This window comes from Arenibacter troitsensis (genome assembly GCF_900177645.1).
GTDB classification, from domain to species: domain Bacteria; phylum Bacteroidota; class Bacteroidia; order Flavobacteriales; family Flavobacteriaceae; genus Arenibacter; species Arenibacter troitsensis.
This window is the reverse complement of the sequence record NZ_FXAO01000007.1, coordinates 114,966-131,862: the sequence shown is the minus strand read 5'-3', so window position 1 is coordinate 131,862 and position 16,897 is coordinate 114,966. Positions and strand designations below refer to the sequence as shown.

General features: G+C 39.6%; 16 protein-coding genes and 1 pseudogene. 9 read left to right on the top strand and 8 right to left on the bottom strand.

Going from position 1 to position 16,897, the window contains the following annotated elements; translation table 11 throughout:
• The first annotated feature begins 118 nt into the window (after positions 1-118).
• The gene (gene thiL / locus B9Y87_RS16035) at positions 119-1,162 is read left to right on the top strand and encodes a thiamine-phosphate kinase (protein ID WP_085499988.1); all 1,044 of its coding nucleotides are present in this window, start codon (positions 119-121) and stop codon (positions 1,160-1,162) included.
• Between the two features lie 179 nt (positions 1,163-1,341).
• On the opposite strand, the gene B9Y87_RS16030 is transcribed toward thiL, so the two are convergent.
• Positions 1,342-1,593, bottom strand: a complete 252-nt coding sequence (locus tag B9Y87_RS16030; RefSeq protein WP_072860043.1) for a hypothetical protein — start codon at positions 1,591-1,593, stop codon at positions 1,342-1,344.
• A 266-nt stretch (positions 1,594-1,859) separates the two neighbouring features.
• Between B9Y87_RS16030 and brnQ the strand changes: the two genes are divergently transcribed.
• Positions 1,860-3,134 (top strand): branched-chain amino acid transport system II carrier protein, encoded by a 1,275-nt coding sequence (brnQ, locus tag B9Y87_RS16025; RefSeq protein ID WP_085499987.1) that lies wholly within the window; start codon positions 1,860-1,862, stop codon positions 3,132-3,134.
• 120 nt (positions 3,135-3,254) lie between these two features.
• Here the strand turns inward: brnQ and B9Y87_RS16020 are convergent, their stop codons facing one another.
• On the bottom strand, positions 3,255-3,932 hold the full coding sequence (locus B9Y87_RS16020) for a hypothetical protein (protein ID WP_085499986.1): 678 nt from the start codon (positions 3,930-3,932) through the stop codon (positions 3,255-3,257).
• Positions 3,933-4,184: 252 nt separating this feature from the next.
• Positions 4,185-5,483, bottom strand: a complete 1,299-nt coding sequence (locus tag B9Y87_RS16015) for an aminopeptidase P family protein (RefSeq protein ID WP_085499985.1) — start codon at positions 5,481-5,483, stop codon at positions 4,185-4,187.
• Between the two features lie 185 nt (positions 5,484-5,668).
• Here B9Y87_RS16015 and B9Y87_RS16010 point away from each other — a divergent pair, with 185 nt between their 5' ends.
• Positions 5,669-7,390, top strand: a complete 1,722-nt coding sequence (locus B9Y87_RS16010; RefSeq protein ID WP_139827260.1) for a M28 family peptidase — start codon at positions 5,669-5,671, stop codon at positions 7,388-7,390.
• 61 nt (positions 7,391-7,451) lie between these two features.
• Here B9Y87_RS16010 and B9Y87_RS16005 read toward each other — a convergent pair whose 3' ends face one another.
• On the bottom strand, positions 7,452-7,826 hold the full coding sequence (locus B9Y87_RS16005; RefSeq protein ID WP_085500167.1) for a hypothetical protein: 375 nt from the start codon (positions 7,824-7,826) through the stop codon (positions 7,452-7,454).
• Between the two features lie 388 nt (positions 7,827-8,214).
• Here B9Y87_RS16005 and B9Y87_RS16000 point away from each other — a divergent pair, with 388 nt between their 5' ends.
• The 6 genes from B9Y87_RS16000 to B9Y87_RS15975 all read left to right on the top strand — a co-directional run bounded on the left by B9Y87_RS16000 (position 8,215) and on the right by B9Y87_RS15975 (position 13,942).
• Positions 8,215-8,892 carry a succinate dehydrogenase cytochrome b subunit gene (locus tag B9Y87_RS16000; RefSeq protein WP_085499984.1) on the top strand — a complete coding sequence of 226 codons (678 nt, stop codon included), beginning with the start codon at positions 8,215-8,217 and terminating at the stop codon, positions 8,890-8,892.
• A 12-nt stretch (positions 8,893-8,904) separates the two neighbouring features.
• Positions 8,905-10,920, top strand: coding sequence for a fumarate reductase/succinate dehydrogenase flavoprotein subunit (locus tag B9Y87_RS15995; protein ID WP_085499983.1), 2,016 nt, complete (start codon positions 8,905-8,907; stop codon positions 10,918-10,920).
• A gap of 38 nt (positions 10,921-10,958) precedes the next feature.
• Positions 10,959-11,321 carry a four helix bundle protein gene (locus B9Y87_RS15990; protein ID WP_085499982.1) on the top strand — a complete coding sequence of 121 codons (363 nt, stop codon included), beginning with the start codon at positions 10,959-10,961 and terminating at the stop codon, positions 11,319-11,321.
• Between the two features lie 109 nt (positions 11,322-11,430).
• Positions 11,431-12,177: a succinate dehydrogenase/fumarate reductase iron-sulfur subunit gene (locus B9Y87_RS15985; protein WP_085499981.1), complete on the top strand. Its 747-nt coding sequence runs from the start codon at positions 11,431-11,433 to the stop codon at positions 12,175-12,177.
• Between the two features lie 103 nt (positions 12,178-12,280).
• Positions 12,281-12,754 (top strand): very short patch repair endonuclease, encoded by a 474-nt coding sequence (locus B9Y87_RS15980; protein ID WP_085499980.1) that lies wholly within the window; start codon positions 12,281-12,283, stop codon positions 12,752-12,754.
• Between the two features lie 30 nt (positions 12,755-12,784).
• Positions 12,785-13,942: a methionine aminotransferase gene (locus B9Y87_RS15975; protein ID WP_085499979.1), complete on the top strand. Its 1,158-nt coding sequence runs from the start codon at positions 12,785-12,787 to the stop codon at positions 13,940-13,942.
• A gap of 27 nt (positions 13,943-13,969) precedes the next feature.
• Here the strand turns inward: B9Y87_RS15975 and B9Y87_RS15970 are convergent, their stop codons facing one another.
• The 4 genes and pseudogenes from B9Y87_RS15970 to B9Y87_RS15955 all read right to left on the bottom strand — a co-directional run bounded on the left by B9Y87_RS15970 (position 13,970) and on the right by B9Y87_RS15955 (position 16,860).
• Positions 13,970-14,485, bottom strand: coding sequence for a GNAT family N-acetyltransferase (locus tag B9Y87_RS15970; protein WP_085500166.1), 516 nt, complete (start codon positions 14,483-14,485; stop codon positions 13,970-13,972).
• A 457-nt stretch (positions 14,486-14,942) separates the two neighbouring features.
• Complete coding sequence (locus tag B9Y87_RS15965) at positions 14,943-15,596, bottom strand: 3-oxoacid CoA-transferase subunit B (RefSeq protein WP_085499978.1); 654 nt, start codon at positions 15,594-15,596, stop codon at positions 14,943-14,945.
• A 186-nt stretch (positions 15,597-15,782) separates the two neighbouring features.
• Positions 15,783-16,063, bottom strand: a pseudogene (locus B9Y87_RS15960) (four helix bundle protein).
• Positions 16,064-16,158: 95 nt separating this feature from the next.
• Complete coding sequence (locus B9Y87_RS15955; RefSeq protein WP_085499977.1) at positions 16,159-16,860, bottom strand: CoA transferase subunit A; 702 nt, start codon at positions 16,858-16,860, stop codon at positions 16,159-16,161.
• Between the last annotated feature and the right edge of the window lie 37 nt (positions 16,861-16,897).

Below are 16,897 nucleotides of genomic sequence, written 5' to 3'. Positions count from 1 at the left end.
ACATCCCATCCTGCCATCCTACTCACTGGCCCAACCATATAGTTAAGAGAACCCAAAGATTGTTTACTTAAAAATTCTTTCTTAAGGATATAATGGATTTACTCCTTATTTTTGCAGCATGATAGAAGACAAGAATCAAGAAAAGACGGGACTGGATCAATTGGGAGAGTTTGGATTGATAAAACATCTTACCAAAAATATCACTTTACAACATAAATCAACCATAAAAGGTATAGGTGATGATGCAGCCGTATTGGATTTTAAGGATAAAAAAGCCGTTATATCTACGGATCTTTTGATAGAAGGAGTACATTTTGACCTAAGCTATATGCCCTTAAAACACTTGGGCTATAAGAGCGTCATGGTAAATTTATCCGATATCTACGCCATGAACGCCACGGCCACCCAAATAACTGTTTCAATAGCCGTATCCAACAGGTTTCCATTGGAAGCCTTGGAAGAATTTTACAGCGGGGTTGCTTTAGCCTGTGAAATCTACAAAGTAGACCTAGTAGGCGGAGATACTACTTCCTCTACCAAAGGAATGTTGATCAGCATAACTGCCATAGGGGAAGCCGAAGAGGGGAATATAGCATATAGAAATGGGGCCAAACCCAACGATCTATTAGTTGTTTCCGGAGACTTGGGCGGTGCCTACTGTGGTTTACAGGTTTTGGAAAGGGAAAAGGAAGTTTTCAAGGTAAATCCAAACAATCAACCAGACCTATCTCCCTACACCTATATCGTAGAACGTCAATTGAAGCCAGAAGCCAGAAGGGATATAAAAGGCTTGCTGGAAAAGTTGGAGATTCTCCCCACCTCCATGATCGATATCAGTGATGGACTTTCCTCCGAAATTTTGCATTTATGTGATAAAAGTGAGGTGGGCTGTAATTTATTCGAGGATAAAATTCCGCTGGATCCAACGGTAATTTCGGCATGTGAAGAATTTAAAATGGACAGCACATTGGTAGCTTTAAGTGGCGGTGAAGATTACGAACTATTGTTTACCATAGACCAAAAGGACTTTCCAAAAATAAAGGGCAATCCACATTTTACGGTGGTAGGCCATATGACGGATAAGGGTGAAGGCGTTCATCTAATTAGTAGGAGCAATACTAAAATTCCTATTACCGCGCAGGGTTGGAATTCATTTTCATAAAGTAAAGAAATCTTGTTAGTATAGTTTAAAAAAAAGAATTCCCGAAAACCAAGGACGTTCCTTACTTAACTGTCGTGGGGCGCAAGACAGCCAAGAATATGGGCGTTCTTCTAATTTACGGGAATAACTTCAAAAACTCCGATACCGCTTAAGGTCGGAATTAAGTTGCCAAGCATGGTTTAGGCTACCTGTTGGGTGGCCCTATGTCTTTTTTGATAAATATCTTGTAAGGTATTGTTGATGTCCTGCAATTCCGGGGTCAAGTTAGATAGATTTCCACTTACATCCGTAGTCACCTCCTTATTGCAATGAACACATTTATATTCCTTGATATGTAAGGTAACCTTTTTGGATACTATGTAGTGGTGTCCAAAAATACTGCAGCAAAGGGCGCTGAGTTTTGTTCCATAGTCTGTTATAACTTTCTTCATAATGCAGGTTTTTTAGGTGGCATTGGTAAGGTTTAGGGGACCGTAAAATGCAAAAATTAAACTTTAGATTAATAGGTGAAAGCACTTATTAAATGACTTTCAGGTAATTAACGCCAACACCCTTCCATTTATTGGGTGCCACCTGTTTTTTTTTCGTTTTTTTTTAGCAAAATTTGATTTTTTCGACCAACGGCACTTATTGGGCGTTTATATACCCTTTTAAACTAAACGGTTTTTAAACTATCTTTCATCTTAAATTACCTTAAATGCCAAATACTAAGGATACCCTTGTCACCACCTTTGCATTATTCTCCTTATTTTTTGGGGCAGGAAATTTAATTCTCCCACCCCTACTAGGGTTTCAGTCTGGAAATTGGTGGTGGCTAGTGGCCTTGGGGTTTGCAATGTCTGCGGTCTTAGTACCTATAATGGGAATTTTGGCCCATGCCAAATTACAGGGGACCATATATGACTTTGGAAAAAAGGTTTCCCCCAAGTTTAGTCTTGTTTATTCTTTATTGATCTATGTCATTTCCGTAAGCCTGCCTTCCCCCCGCACTGCTGCCGTAACCCACGAAATGGCGGTGCAGCCCTTTTTCAATACTCCCGCCCTTCTAAGTAGTATCATCTACTTTTCCTTAGTTTTTATTTTTGTGATAAATCGTTCCAAACTATTGGACATACTCGGCAAATTTCTCACCCCTGCCATCATATTTATTTTGCTTCTGATAATTGTTACAAGCTTTTTTACGCTCGACTTCAACTTTGGGGCCACTGAAATTACCAATCCCTTTAGCGGTGGCATTTTGGAAGGATATCAAACCTTTGATGCCATTGGTGCCGTTGTGGTCGGGGGTGTAATCATTGTCTCCATTAATTTAAAGTCGGACGCATCCTTTAAGGACAAAAAAACATTGGTGCGCAATGCAGGTTGGTTGGCAGGGTTAAGCCTTTTTATAATTTACACGGGCCTTATCCTTACGGGAGCCATGAACCACAACAATTTTGAATTGAATATCAACAGAATAGAATTGCTTACCGGATTAAGTAAACAAAGCTTGGGCAATAACGCCAATATTTTCCTTAGCATATTAGTGAGTCTTGCCTGTTTTACCACTGCCGTGGGCATTGTTACCGGTACCGCTGATTTTATCAAGGACCGACTCCCGAAATACAAACATGCCTATCTGCTAACGGCTGTATTGGGCTGCCTTCTTGGGATTGTAATGGGGCAATTTAATGTGGCCTATATTATTACCGTAGCTTTTCCGGCACTTATGTTTATATACCCCATCACCATAATATTGATCCTCATGAATGTATTGCCAGAAAAATGGGCTTCACCAAAGGTGTTTAAAAGTGTGGTAATCACTACCATCATTTTTAGTATCCCGGATTTTATGGGCAGTTTGGGAAATTGGGCACCCAGAAAAGAATATTTTGAATGGATACCCCTAAGTGAATACCGTTTGGGGTGGGTATTGCCTGCTGTGGCAGTATTTGTAATATCAAATATGGTAAAAAAAGGAAGAGATTTTTGATACTTAAATTGGCCTAAAAACAACCTTCAGATCTAAATAATATTAACCTTTTTACCCAAATAGGGTGATTGTTGCAATTAGGTATTCTACTTTACATAATCCCAGTATTAGGAAATACAATTACCATATTCTTTCGGCAATAATTTCAAAAGGTTCTTTTGGAAGCCCGTACAACACTATCTTATCTTCGTCAATCTCCTTAATTGGCATAACCAATCCTCTTTGGTTATTATTGAAAATGGATACTAATAAAGTTTGATCTAACTTCTCCAACAAAATTTTCATGCCCTCGAACCTAAACTCATCCTTTTGGTTCTTTATATCCTCCTGTAGAAAGTTCTGAGCTTCCTCTTTATATGATTCCTGTGCTCCTACATTTGCTGGCGGGTTCAAAATCCTGTTGAACTCAATAACCTGCTTTTCGTTGTTCCAGACAAAATTGTATTTCATTAGTTGTATTCTACTTTCAGAGATTTTTGAGATTGTCGGAAGTAATTTTACATAATCTTGTTCAAGTATTGTTTCATAGGATGTTGACTCCTTTGTTTCCATAATGATCTTATGCCCATTGGCTTTTCTAAAAAATCTTATTCTATTAGGATTTACAGATTCGTAGGTACAATGGAATATTTTCTCATAGTGATCTTGTGCATTATTTTCCATCAAAATCAATCCATCATTTGTCCTTTCCAAAAGGGAGTATGCGATAATATCGTCATGAAATTTTATAATATCTAAACCTCGAAAAAATCTAATTCCACTTACATTTAACCACTTTCCGTTCGATTTCAAAGTCATTTCAATTTTTAAATATTCGCTTCATATGACTAAATAAAGTTTCATTCCAATTCTTGTATTTGAACTTATAGAAATAGACAATACAATTTCTCTTTTACCAATTACATGACCTTTGGAACCAAGAATTTAACCCTGTATTCTACCTCACCCGAATCTGCCTTAAATGGCAGTTTCGAACTCTCCCCAGGAGAGGTCATCGAAACCCAAAAAACAATATTCGCTTAACTTATCCCAGCTCTGGAACCTAAAAATCTACTTCCCGGAATTCATCAATTCTTCAATCTCTTCAACCTCAATAGGAATATTTGCCATTAGATTAAAGGGAGCACCATTTTCTTGTATTACCACATCATCTTCCAACCGTATGCCCATTTTTTCATCGGGGATATATATCCCAGGTTCTACCGTATAGACCATGTTGGCCACCATAGGTGTTTTTAAGGCTCCATAATCATGCGTATTCAACCCTATATGATGACTGGTGCCATGCATAAAGTACTTTTTATAGGCGGGCCAGTCCTTATCCTCATTTTGCACATCGGCCTTATCCAACAAGCCCAGTCCCAACAACTCCGAAGTCATTAACTTACCTACCTCCTTATGGTATTCCCCCCACATGGTTCCTGGCACCAACATGGCCGTAGCATCATTCTTTACTCGCAGCACTGCTTCATAGACCGCTTTCTGCCTTGGGGTAAACCTACCGTTAACGGGAATGGTGCGGGTAAGATCGCTGGAGTAATTGGCGTATTCCGCTGCCACATCCATCAATAACATATCCCCATCCTTGCATTCCCTATTGTTTTCTATATAATGTAGCACATTGGCATTATTGCCCGAAGCAATAATAGGGGTATAGGCAAAGCCTTTGGACCTATTGCGGATAAATTCGTGCAGCAATTCGGCTTCAATTTCATATTCCATTACGCCTGGCTTTACAAACTGCAATAGGCGCCTAAATCCCTTTTCGGTAATATTACAGGCCGTCTGCATGATAGCGATTTCCTCTGGCTCCTTCACCCCCCTAATCTCCTGCAAAATCGGATTGCTTTTGGCCCATAGATGCGCAGGATAATCCTGTTTACATTTTATTATAAACCGATCTTCCCTAGTTTGGGTCTCCACTGCCTGACGGTAATGCTCGTTGGTATTAAAATATACCGTTTCCACTTCGGTCATTAGGTCATAAAAGATCTTATCAAAATCGGTCAACCAATAAATGGTTTCGATACCAGATACCTCAGTGGCTTTTTCCTTGGTCAATTTTTCCCCTTCCCATACTGCAATATGTGCATTGGTCTCCCTTACGAACAAGACCTCCTTATGCTTTTTCTCATGAGCGTCAGGGAACAACAACAAAATGGTTTCCTCCTGGTCGGCACCACTTAAATAAAACAGGTCCCTATTCTGTTCAAAAGGCATGGTGCTATCGGCACCTATAGGATAAATGTCATTGGAATTAAAAACGGCAATACTTTTTGGCTTCATTCTGTCCATAAATTTCTTGCGGTTCTTTACAAACAAGTTATGATCTATTTGCTGATATTTCATTTTTCTACTTTTATTGTCAAATTTAAGAATTAGGAAATGCTTTACCCACAAACCGTTAAATGAATTTTAAAAACCGCCCTTATCAAGCAGGGAAACTCCAAATTATTATATCTTCGCCCTTCAATTTTCTAGAGAAGAAGAGACATGTACCTTTATGCATATGGTCTTTAAATTTGTCTATTGTTATGACTAAAATTCCACTCTTTTTATTTATAAGCCTGATTACCCTAAGCTGGGCACAAACAAAAAATTCTGCAGTTACCACAGACGATTATTTGGATATCCTAAAGGACAACCTCAGCGGGGAACAGGCCTATGAAACCACCGCATTCATAGAACAATTTTGGCGAGTGGTAGGCAATGAAGGTTTTAATAAGAGCATCCATAAAGTGGCAGAATCCTTAAAAGCCGCAGGCTATGTTTTGGAAGAAAATGCATCCAATGCTGATCGTTTCACTTATAGGTTGGAAAAAAGGCCCTTGCTTCATCCTACTTGGGAAATTGTTGATGCAAGCATTAGCCTGGTTGGGGAAAATACCCCTTTGGTGTCCTTCTCCTCCAATAGGAACATGGTTTATATCAATTCCATTTCGACTCCAAAAAATGGAACAACCGCAGAGGTAATTTATGTTGAGGATATTGATGAGCTTCAAAGGATTTCTGTAAAGGGAAAAATTATTTTTACGGAAACAAACGCCACCGACATTTATAAGGAAGGTGTATTAAAAAAAGGTGCCTTGGGTATAATCACTTATGATAACCCCGACTATTTAAAGCCTGATGTAAATGTAAATTCCATCCAATTCCGAAGCTTGACATTCGATCCCAAAAACACTTGGGGCATTGCCCTTTCCTATAATGCCAAAGAAAGGCTAAAGGCGGCATTGGCAAAAGGACCTGTATATGCCAAAGTAAATATTTCCAGCAAAGTTTACCCTTCTGAAGAACTAACGCTGGTTGCCAATATAAAGGGCTCCGAAATACCCGTGGAACGCTTGGTGTTTAGCGCCCATGTACAGGAACCGGGCGCCAACGATAATGCCAGTGGAGTGGGTGTCCAATTGGAAATGGCCACAGTGGCCGCAAAATTAATCAGTAATGGAAGTATTGATGTTCAACGTACCATGACATTTATTTGGGGTGATGAAATTATATCCACAAAAAGATACCTTCAAGAAAATGAAAAAAGGACCAAAGGTATAAAATGGGGACTAAGTTTGGATATGGTCGGAGAAAACACGGCTATTACCGGGGGGACGTTTTTAATAGAAAAAATGCCAGATCCAAGTGCCATCTGGACCAGGGGGAAAGATAAACATACGGACTGGGGCGGTAATCCGCTTACCTTAAAAGATATGAAGCCCCATTACCTAAATGACTATATGATCCATAATTTTTTGAAGCAGGGAAAGGTGGCCCATTGGGAGGTAAATACCAATCCCTATGAAGGTGGCAGTGACCATACCCCATTTTTGGACAACAATATCCCCGGATTATTATTTTGGCATTTTACAGATCAGTTTTACCATACCGATGGCGATAGATTGGATAAGGTCTCACAGGAAACACTTAAAAATGTGGGCATTGCATCCTTGGCAAGTGCCTTGACCTTAATAAATGGTGATTCCTATACGGCGATGGATATCGTTAAAATAGTCCGGGATGCGGCAACAAATCGACTTTCAGAGGAATTTCTGCTCAGTGAAAAATCCATTAAATCCGGAAACCCAGCGGAAATTGAGATAGCCATATTAAAAGCATGGGAAGATTGGTATTTAAAGGCCATTGCATCAACAACGGATTTAGCTTCTCCAGACAATACGGTAATTTTGGATAAAGCAATTTTAGAGGCCCAGGCCATCATCGAATCCCAGGCAAAAATGTTTGCAGCAGAATTGGAAAAATAAGCCTAATACCATAATCCTAAAAATTAGAAAAAGACTTTAATATTCGTATTACCACTATCACTTAATGCACCTGGGACATTTGATCCAAATTTACCTTAATCATCCAACACCATAGTAATGCCGCCCACAACCAGAGTATTAACAGATAAGCGGCAATTAGCAATGCTTTGGATTGGGTAATTTTTTGGATGTAGTACCAGGCCACCGCGCCAAATACAAAACCAAAGGACCATAACATTCCCACCATTATAACACTGGGCCACACCCAATCGCCTCCCCAATCCATTAGGTTGGGATTGGACCCGAACAGGAAAGATACCGGGTAATATAATAAAGCTCCAAGAGCCCCCATACTGATAAGGCTCAATACTGCCGTTGTAAAAAAGGCAATTAAAGAGAATTTAACGTTAAAGGACCAGCTTTTCCAGTACACCATCCGGTTTTTACAATTTAAATATAGGTTAGGTTCTAACGCACAGAAACCAATAAAAGTATAGACATTCCCCATAGATCTAAACAATTTAACACGAAAAATCCTTCAAAATAAATGTCGCCAGCGTCTATATTTTGAACGCAAACACTACTTAAAACCAACATTTTAGTTTCCTTTATTTACTGTAATTCAAAGCATTAAAAAATAACCACTCACGAAAAACATTTCCTCTATCCAACTATTTCAGAATTGGAGCAATAAAAGATTTACTATTATTTCCATTCCAGAATTGAGGAATTCTTTAAATTGGTTCTAAATACTGTACATAAATTCAACAAAATTTGTTGGTAACTCGTTTGTGGAGTAAATTTGCAACCAAAACAAATAACTAATGAGTGGATTTTTAAACTCTTCAATAGGCAGAAAGTACACCATGGCCCTTTCCGCTTTTTTCTTAATGATCTTTATCCTTCAACATTTTGCCATTAATATCCTATCTGTTCTAAGCCCGGATAATTTTAATGAAACCTCTCATTTTATGGGGACCAACCCCCTTGTACAATACTTGTTGCAACCGGTACTTCTTTTTGGGGTTGTTTATCATTTTGTTATGGGGTTTGTGTTGGAAATAAAGAATAGAAATGCCCGTGCTATCAAGTATGCCAAAAACAACGGTGCTGCCAATTCCACCTGGATGAGCAGAAACATGATCTGGAGCGGTGGATTTATCCTTGTTTTCCTTGTCATTCATTTCTTGGACTTCTGGTTTCCCGAAATAAACACAAAGTATATTCAGGGAGACATGTCCGGCTTGTTAGCCGATGGGGAAGGTTACCGTTATTACGAAGAACTGGTCCATAAATTTGAACCTATTTGGAGGGTTGCCCTATATTGTATAGGTTTTGTTTTTCTTTCATTGCACCTACTTCACGGCTTTAGTTCAGCCTTTCAGTCTGTGGGTGCCAACAATAAATATGTAAAAGGGTTAAAAGGATTTGGAAAGACTTACGCTATTTTAATTCCGTTAGGATTTATTTTCATTGCACTTTTTCACCATTTTAACCATTAATAATACAATTCTATGTCTGTATTGGATTCTAAAGTACCAAAAGGCCCATTAAAGGATAAATGGACTACCTATAAGGATAAAATAAACTTAGTTAATCCTGCCAATAAGCGAAACATCGACGTTATTGTTGTAGGTACCGGTCTTGCAGGAGGTTCTGCTGCTGCAACCTTGGCAGAGCTAGGTTATAGGGTGAAAGCATTCTGCTATCAGGATTCCCCCCGAAGGGCGCATTCCATTGCGGCCCAAGGAGGTATTAATGCTGCTAAAAATTATCAGGGGGATGGGGACTCTACCTATCGCCTCTTCTACGATACCATAAAAGGTGGGGATTACCGTTCCCGTGAAGCCAACGTGTACCGTTTGGCAGAGGTGTCCACCAATATCATAGATCAATGTGTGGCACAGGGCGTGCCTTTTGCCCGTGATTACGGTGGGTTATTGGACAACCGCTCGTTTGGTGGTGTTCTAGTGTCGCGTACTTTTTACGCCAAAGGACAGACAGGCCAGCAATTATTGTTGGGTGCCTATTCGGCAATGAACAGACAAATTGCCCGTGGGAAGATAGAGATGTTCAACCGCCACGAAATGCTCGATGTGGTTAAAGTAAATGGCAAGGCACGTGGTATTATAGCCCGTAACTTGGTTACCGGAGAAATAGAGCGCCATTCGGCACATGCTGTAGTAATTGCCTCGGGAGGTTATGGAAATGTATATTTCCTTTCAACCAATGCCATGGGTTCCAATGCCACAGCGGCATGGAAAATACACAAAAAAGGTGCTTTTTTCGCCAACCCATGTTACACACAAATTCACCCTACTTGTATTCCACGATCTGGAGACTATCAGTCCAAACTGACCTTAATGTCCGAGTCATTGCGTAACGATGGCCGTATCTGGGTTCCAAAAAAGATGGAGGACGTGTTGGCCATTAGGGAAGGAAAATTAAAACCTACCCAATTGAGCGAAGATCAAAGGGATTACTATTTGGAAAGAAGATATCCTGCCTTTGGTAACCTGGTTCCACGTGATGTGGCTTCCAGAGCAGCAAAAGAAAGATGTGATGCCGGTTTTGGGGTAAACGCTACTGGGGAAGCGGTATATCTTGACTTTAAATCCGCCATTGAAAGATACGGTTTGGAACAAGCAAAAATCCACGGTATCCAAGATGCTTCCAAAGAAAAAATAACTGAATTGGGAGAAGCTGTAGTTGAGGCAAAATATGGTAACCTATTTCAGATGTACGAAAAGATCGTAGATGAAAATCCATACAAGACCCCTATGATGATCTATCCTGCAACCCACTATACCATGGGCGGTGTTTGGGTAGATTATAACCTAATGACCACCGTAGAAGGCTTATATTGCATAGGCGAGGCCAACTTCTCCGATCACGGTGCCAACCGTTTGGGCGCGTCTGCTTTAATGCAAGGCTTGGCAGATGGATATTTTGTATTGCCCTACACCATTGGGGATTACCTATCCCATGAAATTAGGACTGGTAGAATTCCTACTGATACGCCAGAATTTGACGAGGCCGAAAAAGAAGTAACAGAAAGAATCAATTTCTTTATCAATAATAAAGGTACCCATTCCGTGGATTACTTCCATAAACGCCTTGGTAAGGTCATGTGGGATAAATGTGGCATGTCTCGTAACGCAGCGGGATTAAAAGAAGCTATGGCGGAAATCAAGGAAATCCGTGAAGAGTTTTATAAAGAAGTCAATGTACCCGGATCGGCCAATGAAATGAATCCGGAATTGGAAAAAGCAGGACGTGTGGCAGATTTCCTGGAGTTGGGAGAACTATTTGCAAAAGATGCCCTTATGAGGGAAGAATCCTGCGGTGGACATTTCCGTGAAGAGTCGGTAGAAATTGACGGAGAACAAAAAGGGGAGGCAAAGCGTAACGATAAGGACTATGCCTTCGTAGCAGCCTGGGAATACAAAGGGGAACCTGCAGATGCCGTATTGCACAAAGAGCAACTGGAATTTAAGGATATAGAATTAAAACAAAGAAGTTATAAATAGGTGATTGTGAAGAAAAAAGAGAAGAGAAAAAAGACTTAATGGCCTTTCGTCAGCGACATAATTATAAAAATTTGAAAATCTGGCAATTGGGGTTAGAAATCGCAAATGATATTTCTGATATTTTGCAGGAATTTCCCAAGCACGAAAAATTTGATTTGAGTAATCAATTAAGCCGTTGTTCAATTTCGATGCCGAGTAATATAGCGGAAGGATCAGCAAGAACAGACAAGTCATTTTCTTATTTTCTCGATATTTCTTTAGGTTCATCATTTGAACTTGGCACTCAATTATTAGTTGCACGCCACAGAAATTATATAGACGAACAAACTTTAGAAAAGTTAGAAGTAAAGAATGAGGAATTCCAAAAAATGACAATGGGATTCCAAAATAGTTTGCAGTGATATAGAGGTCTATTTTCTTAACTCTTATTTCTGTATTCCGTAACTGAACTTTGATTACAAAACTTAATTATGAAGATTCCGAAAGGAGCTTTTTATTAACAAGAACAATATGAATCTTACATTAAAAATTTGGAGACAGAAAGGACCACAGGACAAAGGTAAAATGGTCGATTATAAAGTGACTGATATTTCAGAACACATGTCTTTCTTGGAAATGATGGACGTTTTAAACGAACAGCTAACCAATAAGGGGGAAGAGCCTGTTGCCTTTGACCATGACTGTCGTGAAGGAATTTGCGGTATGTGCTCTATGTATATTAACGGAGAAGCCCATGGCCCGGATAGGGGGGTTACTACCTGTCAGTTGCATATGAGAATGTTCAAGGATGGCGACACCATTACCATTGAACCGTTTAGGGCAAAAGCCTTTCCTGTTATAAAGGATTTGGTCGTAGACCGAAGTTCTTTTGACCGTATTCAGCAGGCCGGTGGTTTTATTTCGGTAAACACCTCTGGAAATACCCAAGATGCCAATGCCATCCCTATTCCTAAGCATGCCGCCGATGAGGCCATGGATGCCGCTACCTGTATTGGTTGTGGCGCCTGTGTAGCCAGTTGTAAAAACTCTTCTGCCATGTTGTTCGTTGGGGCCAAGGTATCCCAGTACGCCTTACTTCCACAAGGAAGGGTTGAAGCAACGGACAGAGTGAAAAATATGGTTGCCCAAATGGATTTGGAAGGTTTTGGAAACTGTACCAATACCGGTGCATGCGAGGTAGAATGTCCAAAGGGAATTTCTTTGGAAAACATTGCCCGTATGAACAGGGAGTTCTTTGCGGCAAGTATAAAAGGATAACACGGATAAAAATATAATATATTAGCTTTTGAAGCACACCCCATCCCTTTTTAGGAATGGGGTTTTTCTTTACCCAGGTCTCAGAAAACCAGTATCTTTAAGTATGCCAAAAGATTATAATGAAGAACGGATAATAGTTCCACGTTTTAACGAAGAGTCTGGTTTCTATACTACACCGGAACGCTCCAAGATAATGGGAAAAATCAGGGGAAAGAACACCATACCCGAATTGAAATTTAGAAAGGCACTATGGGCGGAGGGTTATAGATATAGGATAGACTACAAAAAGTTGATCGGAAAGCCAGATATAGTACTGAACAAGTACAAAACCGTTATTTTTATAGATGGGGAATATTGGCACGGTTATAACTGGGAGGAAAGGAAACAAAAGATTAAAACCAACAAAGAGTTCTGGATTCCAAAAATTGAACGCAATATTCAACGGGACAAGGAAGTAAACCAAGAACTACAACAATTGGGCTACACCGTTTTTAGATTTTGGGAACGGGAAATAAAGAAAGAATTGGACCAATGTATCCACAAGGTAATTCGCCATTTAAGATCACAGCAATCCTAACCTACCTATAACCAATTTAAACACGCTTCGATGCCCAGGTATAAACACCATATATTCTCCAAGCTTCCCAGGGTAAGAACTACGATTTTTACCACTATGGGCCAATTGGCACAGAAACACAGTGCCATAAATCTTTCCCAAGGCTTCCCCAATTTTGAGCCCGATCCTTCCTTGATCGATTTGGTAACACAGGCTATGAAACAAGGGTACAATCAATATGCGCCTATGGCAGGGGTCATGGAACTGCGCGAAACAATCTCAGAAAAGATTGAACAGCTATATGGCAGGCACTATCATCCAGAAAGTGAAATAACCGTCACCATAGGAGCCACACAGGCCATTTTTACCATCATTACGGCCTTTATTGGCAGTGGTGATGAGGTCATAGTAATTAAACCGGCATACGACTGTTATGAGCCCGCTATTGAAGTCAATGGGGGAATTCCAGTTTTTGTTCAATTAAACAATACCGATTTTCGGATAGATTGGGAAGTTTTCCGATCCAAAATTACGCCAAGGACCAAAATGGTCATTATAAACACTCCACACAATCCCAGCGGTACTATTTTCACCAAAGAGGATATGCTTGAATTGCAAAGAAGTCTCGAAAATACCGACATCATTGTTATAAGCGATGAAGTCTACGAGCATATCACTTTTGACGGCCAAGAGCATGAAAGTGCGTCAAAATATGACGGCCTTGCCTCCCGTACCTTTGTGTGTGGATCCTTTGGAAAGACCTTTCATATTACCGGCTGGAAAATGGGCTATTGTGCAGGTCCGGCCGAACTGATGTACGAATTCCGAAAAACCCATCAGTTTAATGTATTTAGTGCTGACCATGCCGTTCAAAAAGCCCTAGCTACATATTTAAAAGAACCTCAACACTATTTGGGTTTAAATCAATTCTATCAAGAAAAGCGGGATTTATTCCTTGATGGACTATCTACCTCAAGATTTAAAATAAAACCTTCCCAAGGTACCTATTTCCAATTAGTAGATTTTAGTGATATTGCCCAAGAACCGGACGAAGTCTTTGCCGAACGTTTAGTAACAGAACACCGTATAGCCAGCATTCCCATAACGGGGTTCAACACCAAAGGGGCCGACAATCACTTAATAAGATTCTGTTTCGCCAAAACCAACGAAACTTTGGAAAAGGCAACGGAAATTCTGAGGAATCTCTAATCCACATTATTATTAGGAAATATACCTCTAAATGTCGAGCCGCATTAACCAATCGGTCTGCTCATCATTTCCTATAAAATAAGGGTGGGTCCCAAAATTATAGAACCCCAGTCTTTGATAAAATTTTATAGCCTTGGGATTGTGTTCCCAAACACCAAGCCACACATAAGACCTGTTTTTTACCTTTGCAATGGATATTACTTGTCGCAGTACCCACTCCCCAATTCCATGGCCTTGAAATTCTGCCAGAACGTAGATCCGTTCCAACTCTATGGAATTAATGTCATTAATATCTGATTGGGCTTCATTTTCGTTCAATTTTATATATCCCACCAAACTGGATCCCATATAAATAAAATAATAAGCTGAATTAATATCCTGCAATTCCTTATATAGTGTTTCCTCCCTAAAAGCAGAATCCAGGTATATCTTAAAATCCTCCGGCTTATTATCCTTTTCAAATGCCTCTATAAAAGTCCGCCTGCCTAGATTAATCAAAACCTCCAAATCGGTAATGCTACACGGCCTCAAATGTAGTTTCATAGCTTTGCTTTCCTCCTTAAAAATACAATTATCAATTAGATCGAAAACAAAAAAAGGGAGCAATATTTTAAAATATTGCTCCCTTTAAAAACTATTGATTTATGCTACAGCATAAATAATTTTTTTGTCAATCTTACAATGCCTGTGAAAAAGTCATTGCGATAGACCTGAATTTCTTTTTGTGTGCGACTGTGGTTAATTTGGGCTTCCATAGTAATTAAGGTTTAGTAGTTGTTAAATTTGGGGTTTAACTTCTGTTATTATTGGCAATATAACTCAGATTAACGTATTAAATAAAAAATTGTTGTGAAACATACAGTAATTGTTGTATGCGTATAAAAATAGTTATTTCGATCGATATATGTACTTTGCAAAATGTTAAATAGTGACTGTTTATTCAAATGCATCATAATTTAAAAAATCAATAAATTCCGACACAAATTATTGAATATCCCAGCTAAATATCCATCTCTGGGATATCCCCTTCTACTATTAAATTTCCTTCAGTAGCCTTCACTATCTCATCAACGCTAACGCCAGGTGCTTTTTCCAACAATTTAAATCCTTCTGGAGTTACATCCAGTACCGCCAAATTGGTTACAATTTTTTTCACACATCCAACTCCCGTCAACGGTAAAGTGCACTTCTTTAACAACTTGGATTCGCCTGCCCTATTGGTATGCATCATAGCAACAATGATGTTCTCGGCCGAAGCCACTAGATCCATGGCCCCACCCATTCCCTTCACCATTTTTCCTGGAATTTTCCAATTGGCAATATCTCCGTTTTCCGCGACTTCCATGGCCCCTAAAATGGTCAGGTCTACATGTTGCCCACGTATCATTCCAAAGCTTGTTACAGAGTCGAAAAACGAGGCTCCCGGCAAGGTGGTTATGGTTTGTTTACCTGCATTGATGATATCGGCATCCTCTTCCCCTTCAAAAGGAAAAGGCCCCATTCCCAGCACCCCGTTTTCACTTTGAAATTCCACACTAATATCATCCCTGACAAAATTTGCCACCAAGGTAGGTATCCCTATTCCCAGGTTAACATAATATCCATCCTTGACTTCCTTTGCAATGCGCTTTGCTATTCCGTTTTTATCCAACATGATTGTTGATGTTATAATTTACGAATGTAATAATGTAATAATGTAATAATGTAATAATTTGTTAATTAAATAATTGGTCAATAAACCAAAGATTCAATTTAAGGTTCCTTGATTACGACCTTGAATTTTTCTTACTCGTACTTATTATTTTATACAGTATTAACCCTAACTCATCAATGCTTTCTTTTAAATCAGTTTCAAAAGGTTCGATTTTGAACGTTCGCATAAAACCAACCAATACTTGGTTTCCTCGAGCTCCTTAACCGCAATTTTCATTTTGTGAATGAAGTCGGCCCTACTTCGGCATTCTGAGCTTCATGAATATTAGCACCAATACTCGTTCCCGCTTTTAACAACTGAGTAGCAATGACATATTTTCTTTTCTCCTCCAACACTTCACAATACTCAACAATTCTAATAGCAAAATCAACTGATTTTTGAACAACAGCATTTTCCTTATAAATCATATTGTATATGAAGTTAAAGTGACCAATTTGCTATTAAACAACAACGCACTTAAATTATAAAACCCAATTGTTATATTTTCAAATTAAGCAATTGATTAATTAGATTTATGTACCGTCAACTGCTCAATTCTTTTCTCGTAATTTTTACCTTGGAAGATACGCTGCACAAAAATTCCCGGGACATGGATCTGGTTGGGATCCAAATCCCCTGCAGGTACCAATTCTTCCACCTCGGCAACCGTAATCCCGGCCGCTCCACACATGGCCGGATTAAAATTGCGGGCAGTACCTTTAAATATTAGATTCCCTGCCTCATCCCCTTTCCAGGCCTTCACAAAAGAAAAATCGGCCTTAAAGGCTTCTTCCAGTACATACATCTTCCCATTAAACTCCCTGGTCTCTTTTCCTTCAGCCACTTCGGTTCCATAACCTGCAGGGGTATAAAAGGCAGGAAAACCGGCCTGTGCCGCCCTACATTTCTCTGCCAGAGTTCCTTGAGGGGTAAGTTCCACCTCCAATTCCCCACTCAACATTTGCCTTTCAAACTCATCATTTTCCCCCACATAGGAAGAGATCATTTTCTTTATCTGTCTTTTGTGCAATAATAGACCAAGACCAAAATCGTCCACTCCGGCGTTATTGGAAATACAGGTCAAATCCTTAACCCCTATCTTCACCAAATGTGCAATTGCATTTTCAGGGATACCACATAATCCAAATCCCCCGAGCATAAAAGTCATACCATCCTTTGCGCCCTCTAAGGCCTCCTCCACGTTGGCAACTGTTTTTCGTATCATATAAATCCCACTTAATTTAACTTATTTCCTTGCTCTC

Excerpts from the sequence above, each read along its gene's own strand:
- B9Y87_RS15985 (WP_085499981.1), top strand. The coding sequence starts at position 11,431 with ATGAATCTTACATTAAAAATTTGGAGACAGAAAGGACCACAGGACAAA.
- thiL (WP_085499988.1), top strand. The coding sequence starts at position 119 with ATGATAGAAGACAAGAATCAAGAAAAGACGGGACTGGATCAATTGGGA.
- B9Y87_RS16020 (WP_085499986.1), bottom strand. The coding sequence starts at position 3,932 with ATGACTTTGAAATCGAACGGAAAGTGGTTAAATGTAAGTGGAATTAGA.
- B9Y87_RS15975 (WP_085499979.1), top strand. The coding sequence starts at position 12,785 with ATGCCCAGGTATAAACACCATATATTCTCCAAGCTTCCCAGGGTAAGA.
- B9Y87_RS15995 (WP_085499983.1), top strand. The coding sequence starts at position 8,905 with ATGTCTGTATTGGATTCTAAAGTACCAAAAGGCCCATTAAAGGATAAA.
- B9Y87_RS16005 (WP_085500167.1), bottom strand. The coding sequence starts at position 7,826 with ATGGTGTACTGGAAAAGCTGGTCCTTTAACGTTAAATTCTCTTTAATT.
- B9Y87_RS15970 (WP_085500166.1), bottom strand. The coding sequence starts at position 14,485 with ATGAAACTACATTTGAGGCCGTGTAGCATTACCGATTTGGAGGTTTTG.
- B9Y87_RS16010 (WP_139827260.1), top strand. The coding sequence starts at position 5,669 with ATGACTAAAATTCCACTCTTTTTATTTATAAGCCTGATTACCCTAAGC.
- B9Y87_RS15990 (WP_085499982.1), top strand. The coding sequence starts at position 10,959 with ATGGCCTTTCGTCAGCGACATAATTATAAAAATTTGAAAATCTGGCAA.
- B9Y87_RS15965 (WP_085499978.1), bottom strand. The coding sequence starts at position 15,596 with ATGTTGGATAAAAACGGAATAGCAAAGCGCATTGCAAAGGAAGTCAAG.
- brnQ (WP_085499987.1), top strand. The coding sequence starts at position 1,860 with ATGCCAAATACTAAGGATACCCTTGTCACCACCTTTGCATTATTCTCC.
- B9Y87_RS16000 (WP_085499984.1), top strand. The coding sequence starts at position 8,215 with ATGAGTGGATTTTTAAACTCTTCAATAGGCAGAAAGTACACCATGGCC.
- B9Y87_RS15955 (WP_085499977.1), bottom strand. The coding sequence starts at position 16,860 with ATGATACGAAAAACAGTTGCCAACGTGGAGGAGGCCTTAGAGGGCGCA.
- B9Y87_RS15980 (WP_085499980.1), top strand. The coding sequence starts at position 12,281 with ATGCCAAAAGATTATAATGAAGAACGGATAATAGTTCCACGTTTTAAC.
- B9Y87_RS16015 (WP_085499985.1), bottom strand. The coding sequence starts at position 5,483 with ATGAAATATCAGCAAATAGATCATAACTTGTTTGTAAAGAACCGCAAG.
- B9Y87_RS16030 (WP_072860043.1), bottom strand. The coding sequence starts at position 1,593 with ATGAAGAAAGTTATAACAGACTATGGAACAAAACTCAGCGCCCTTTGC.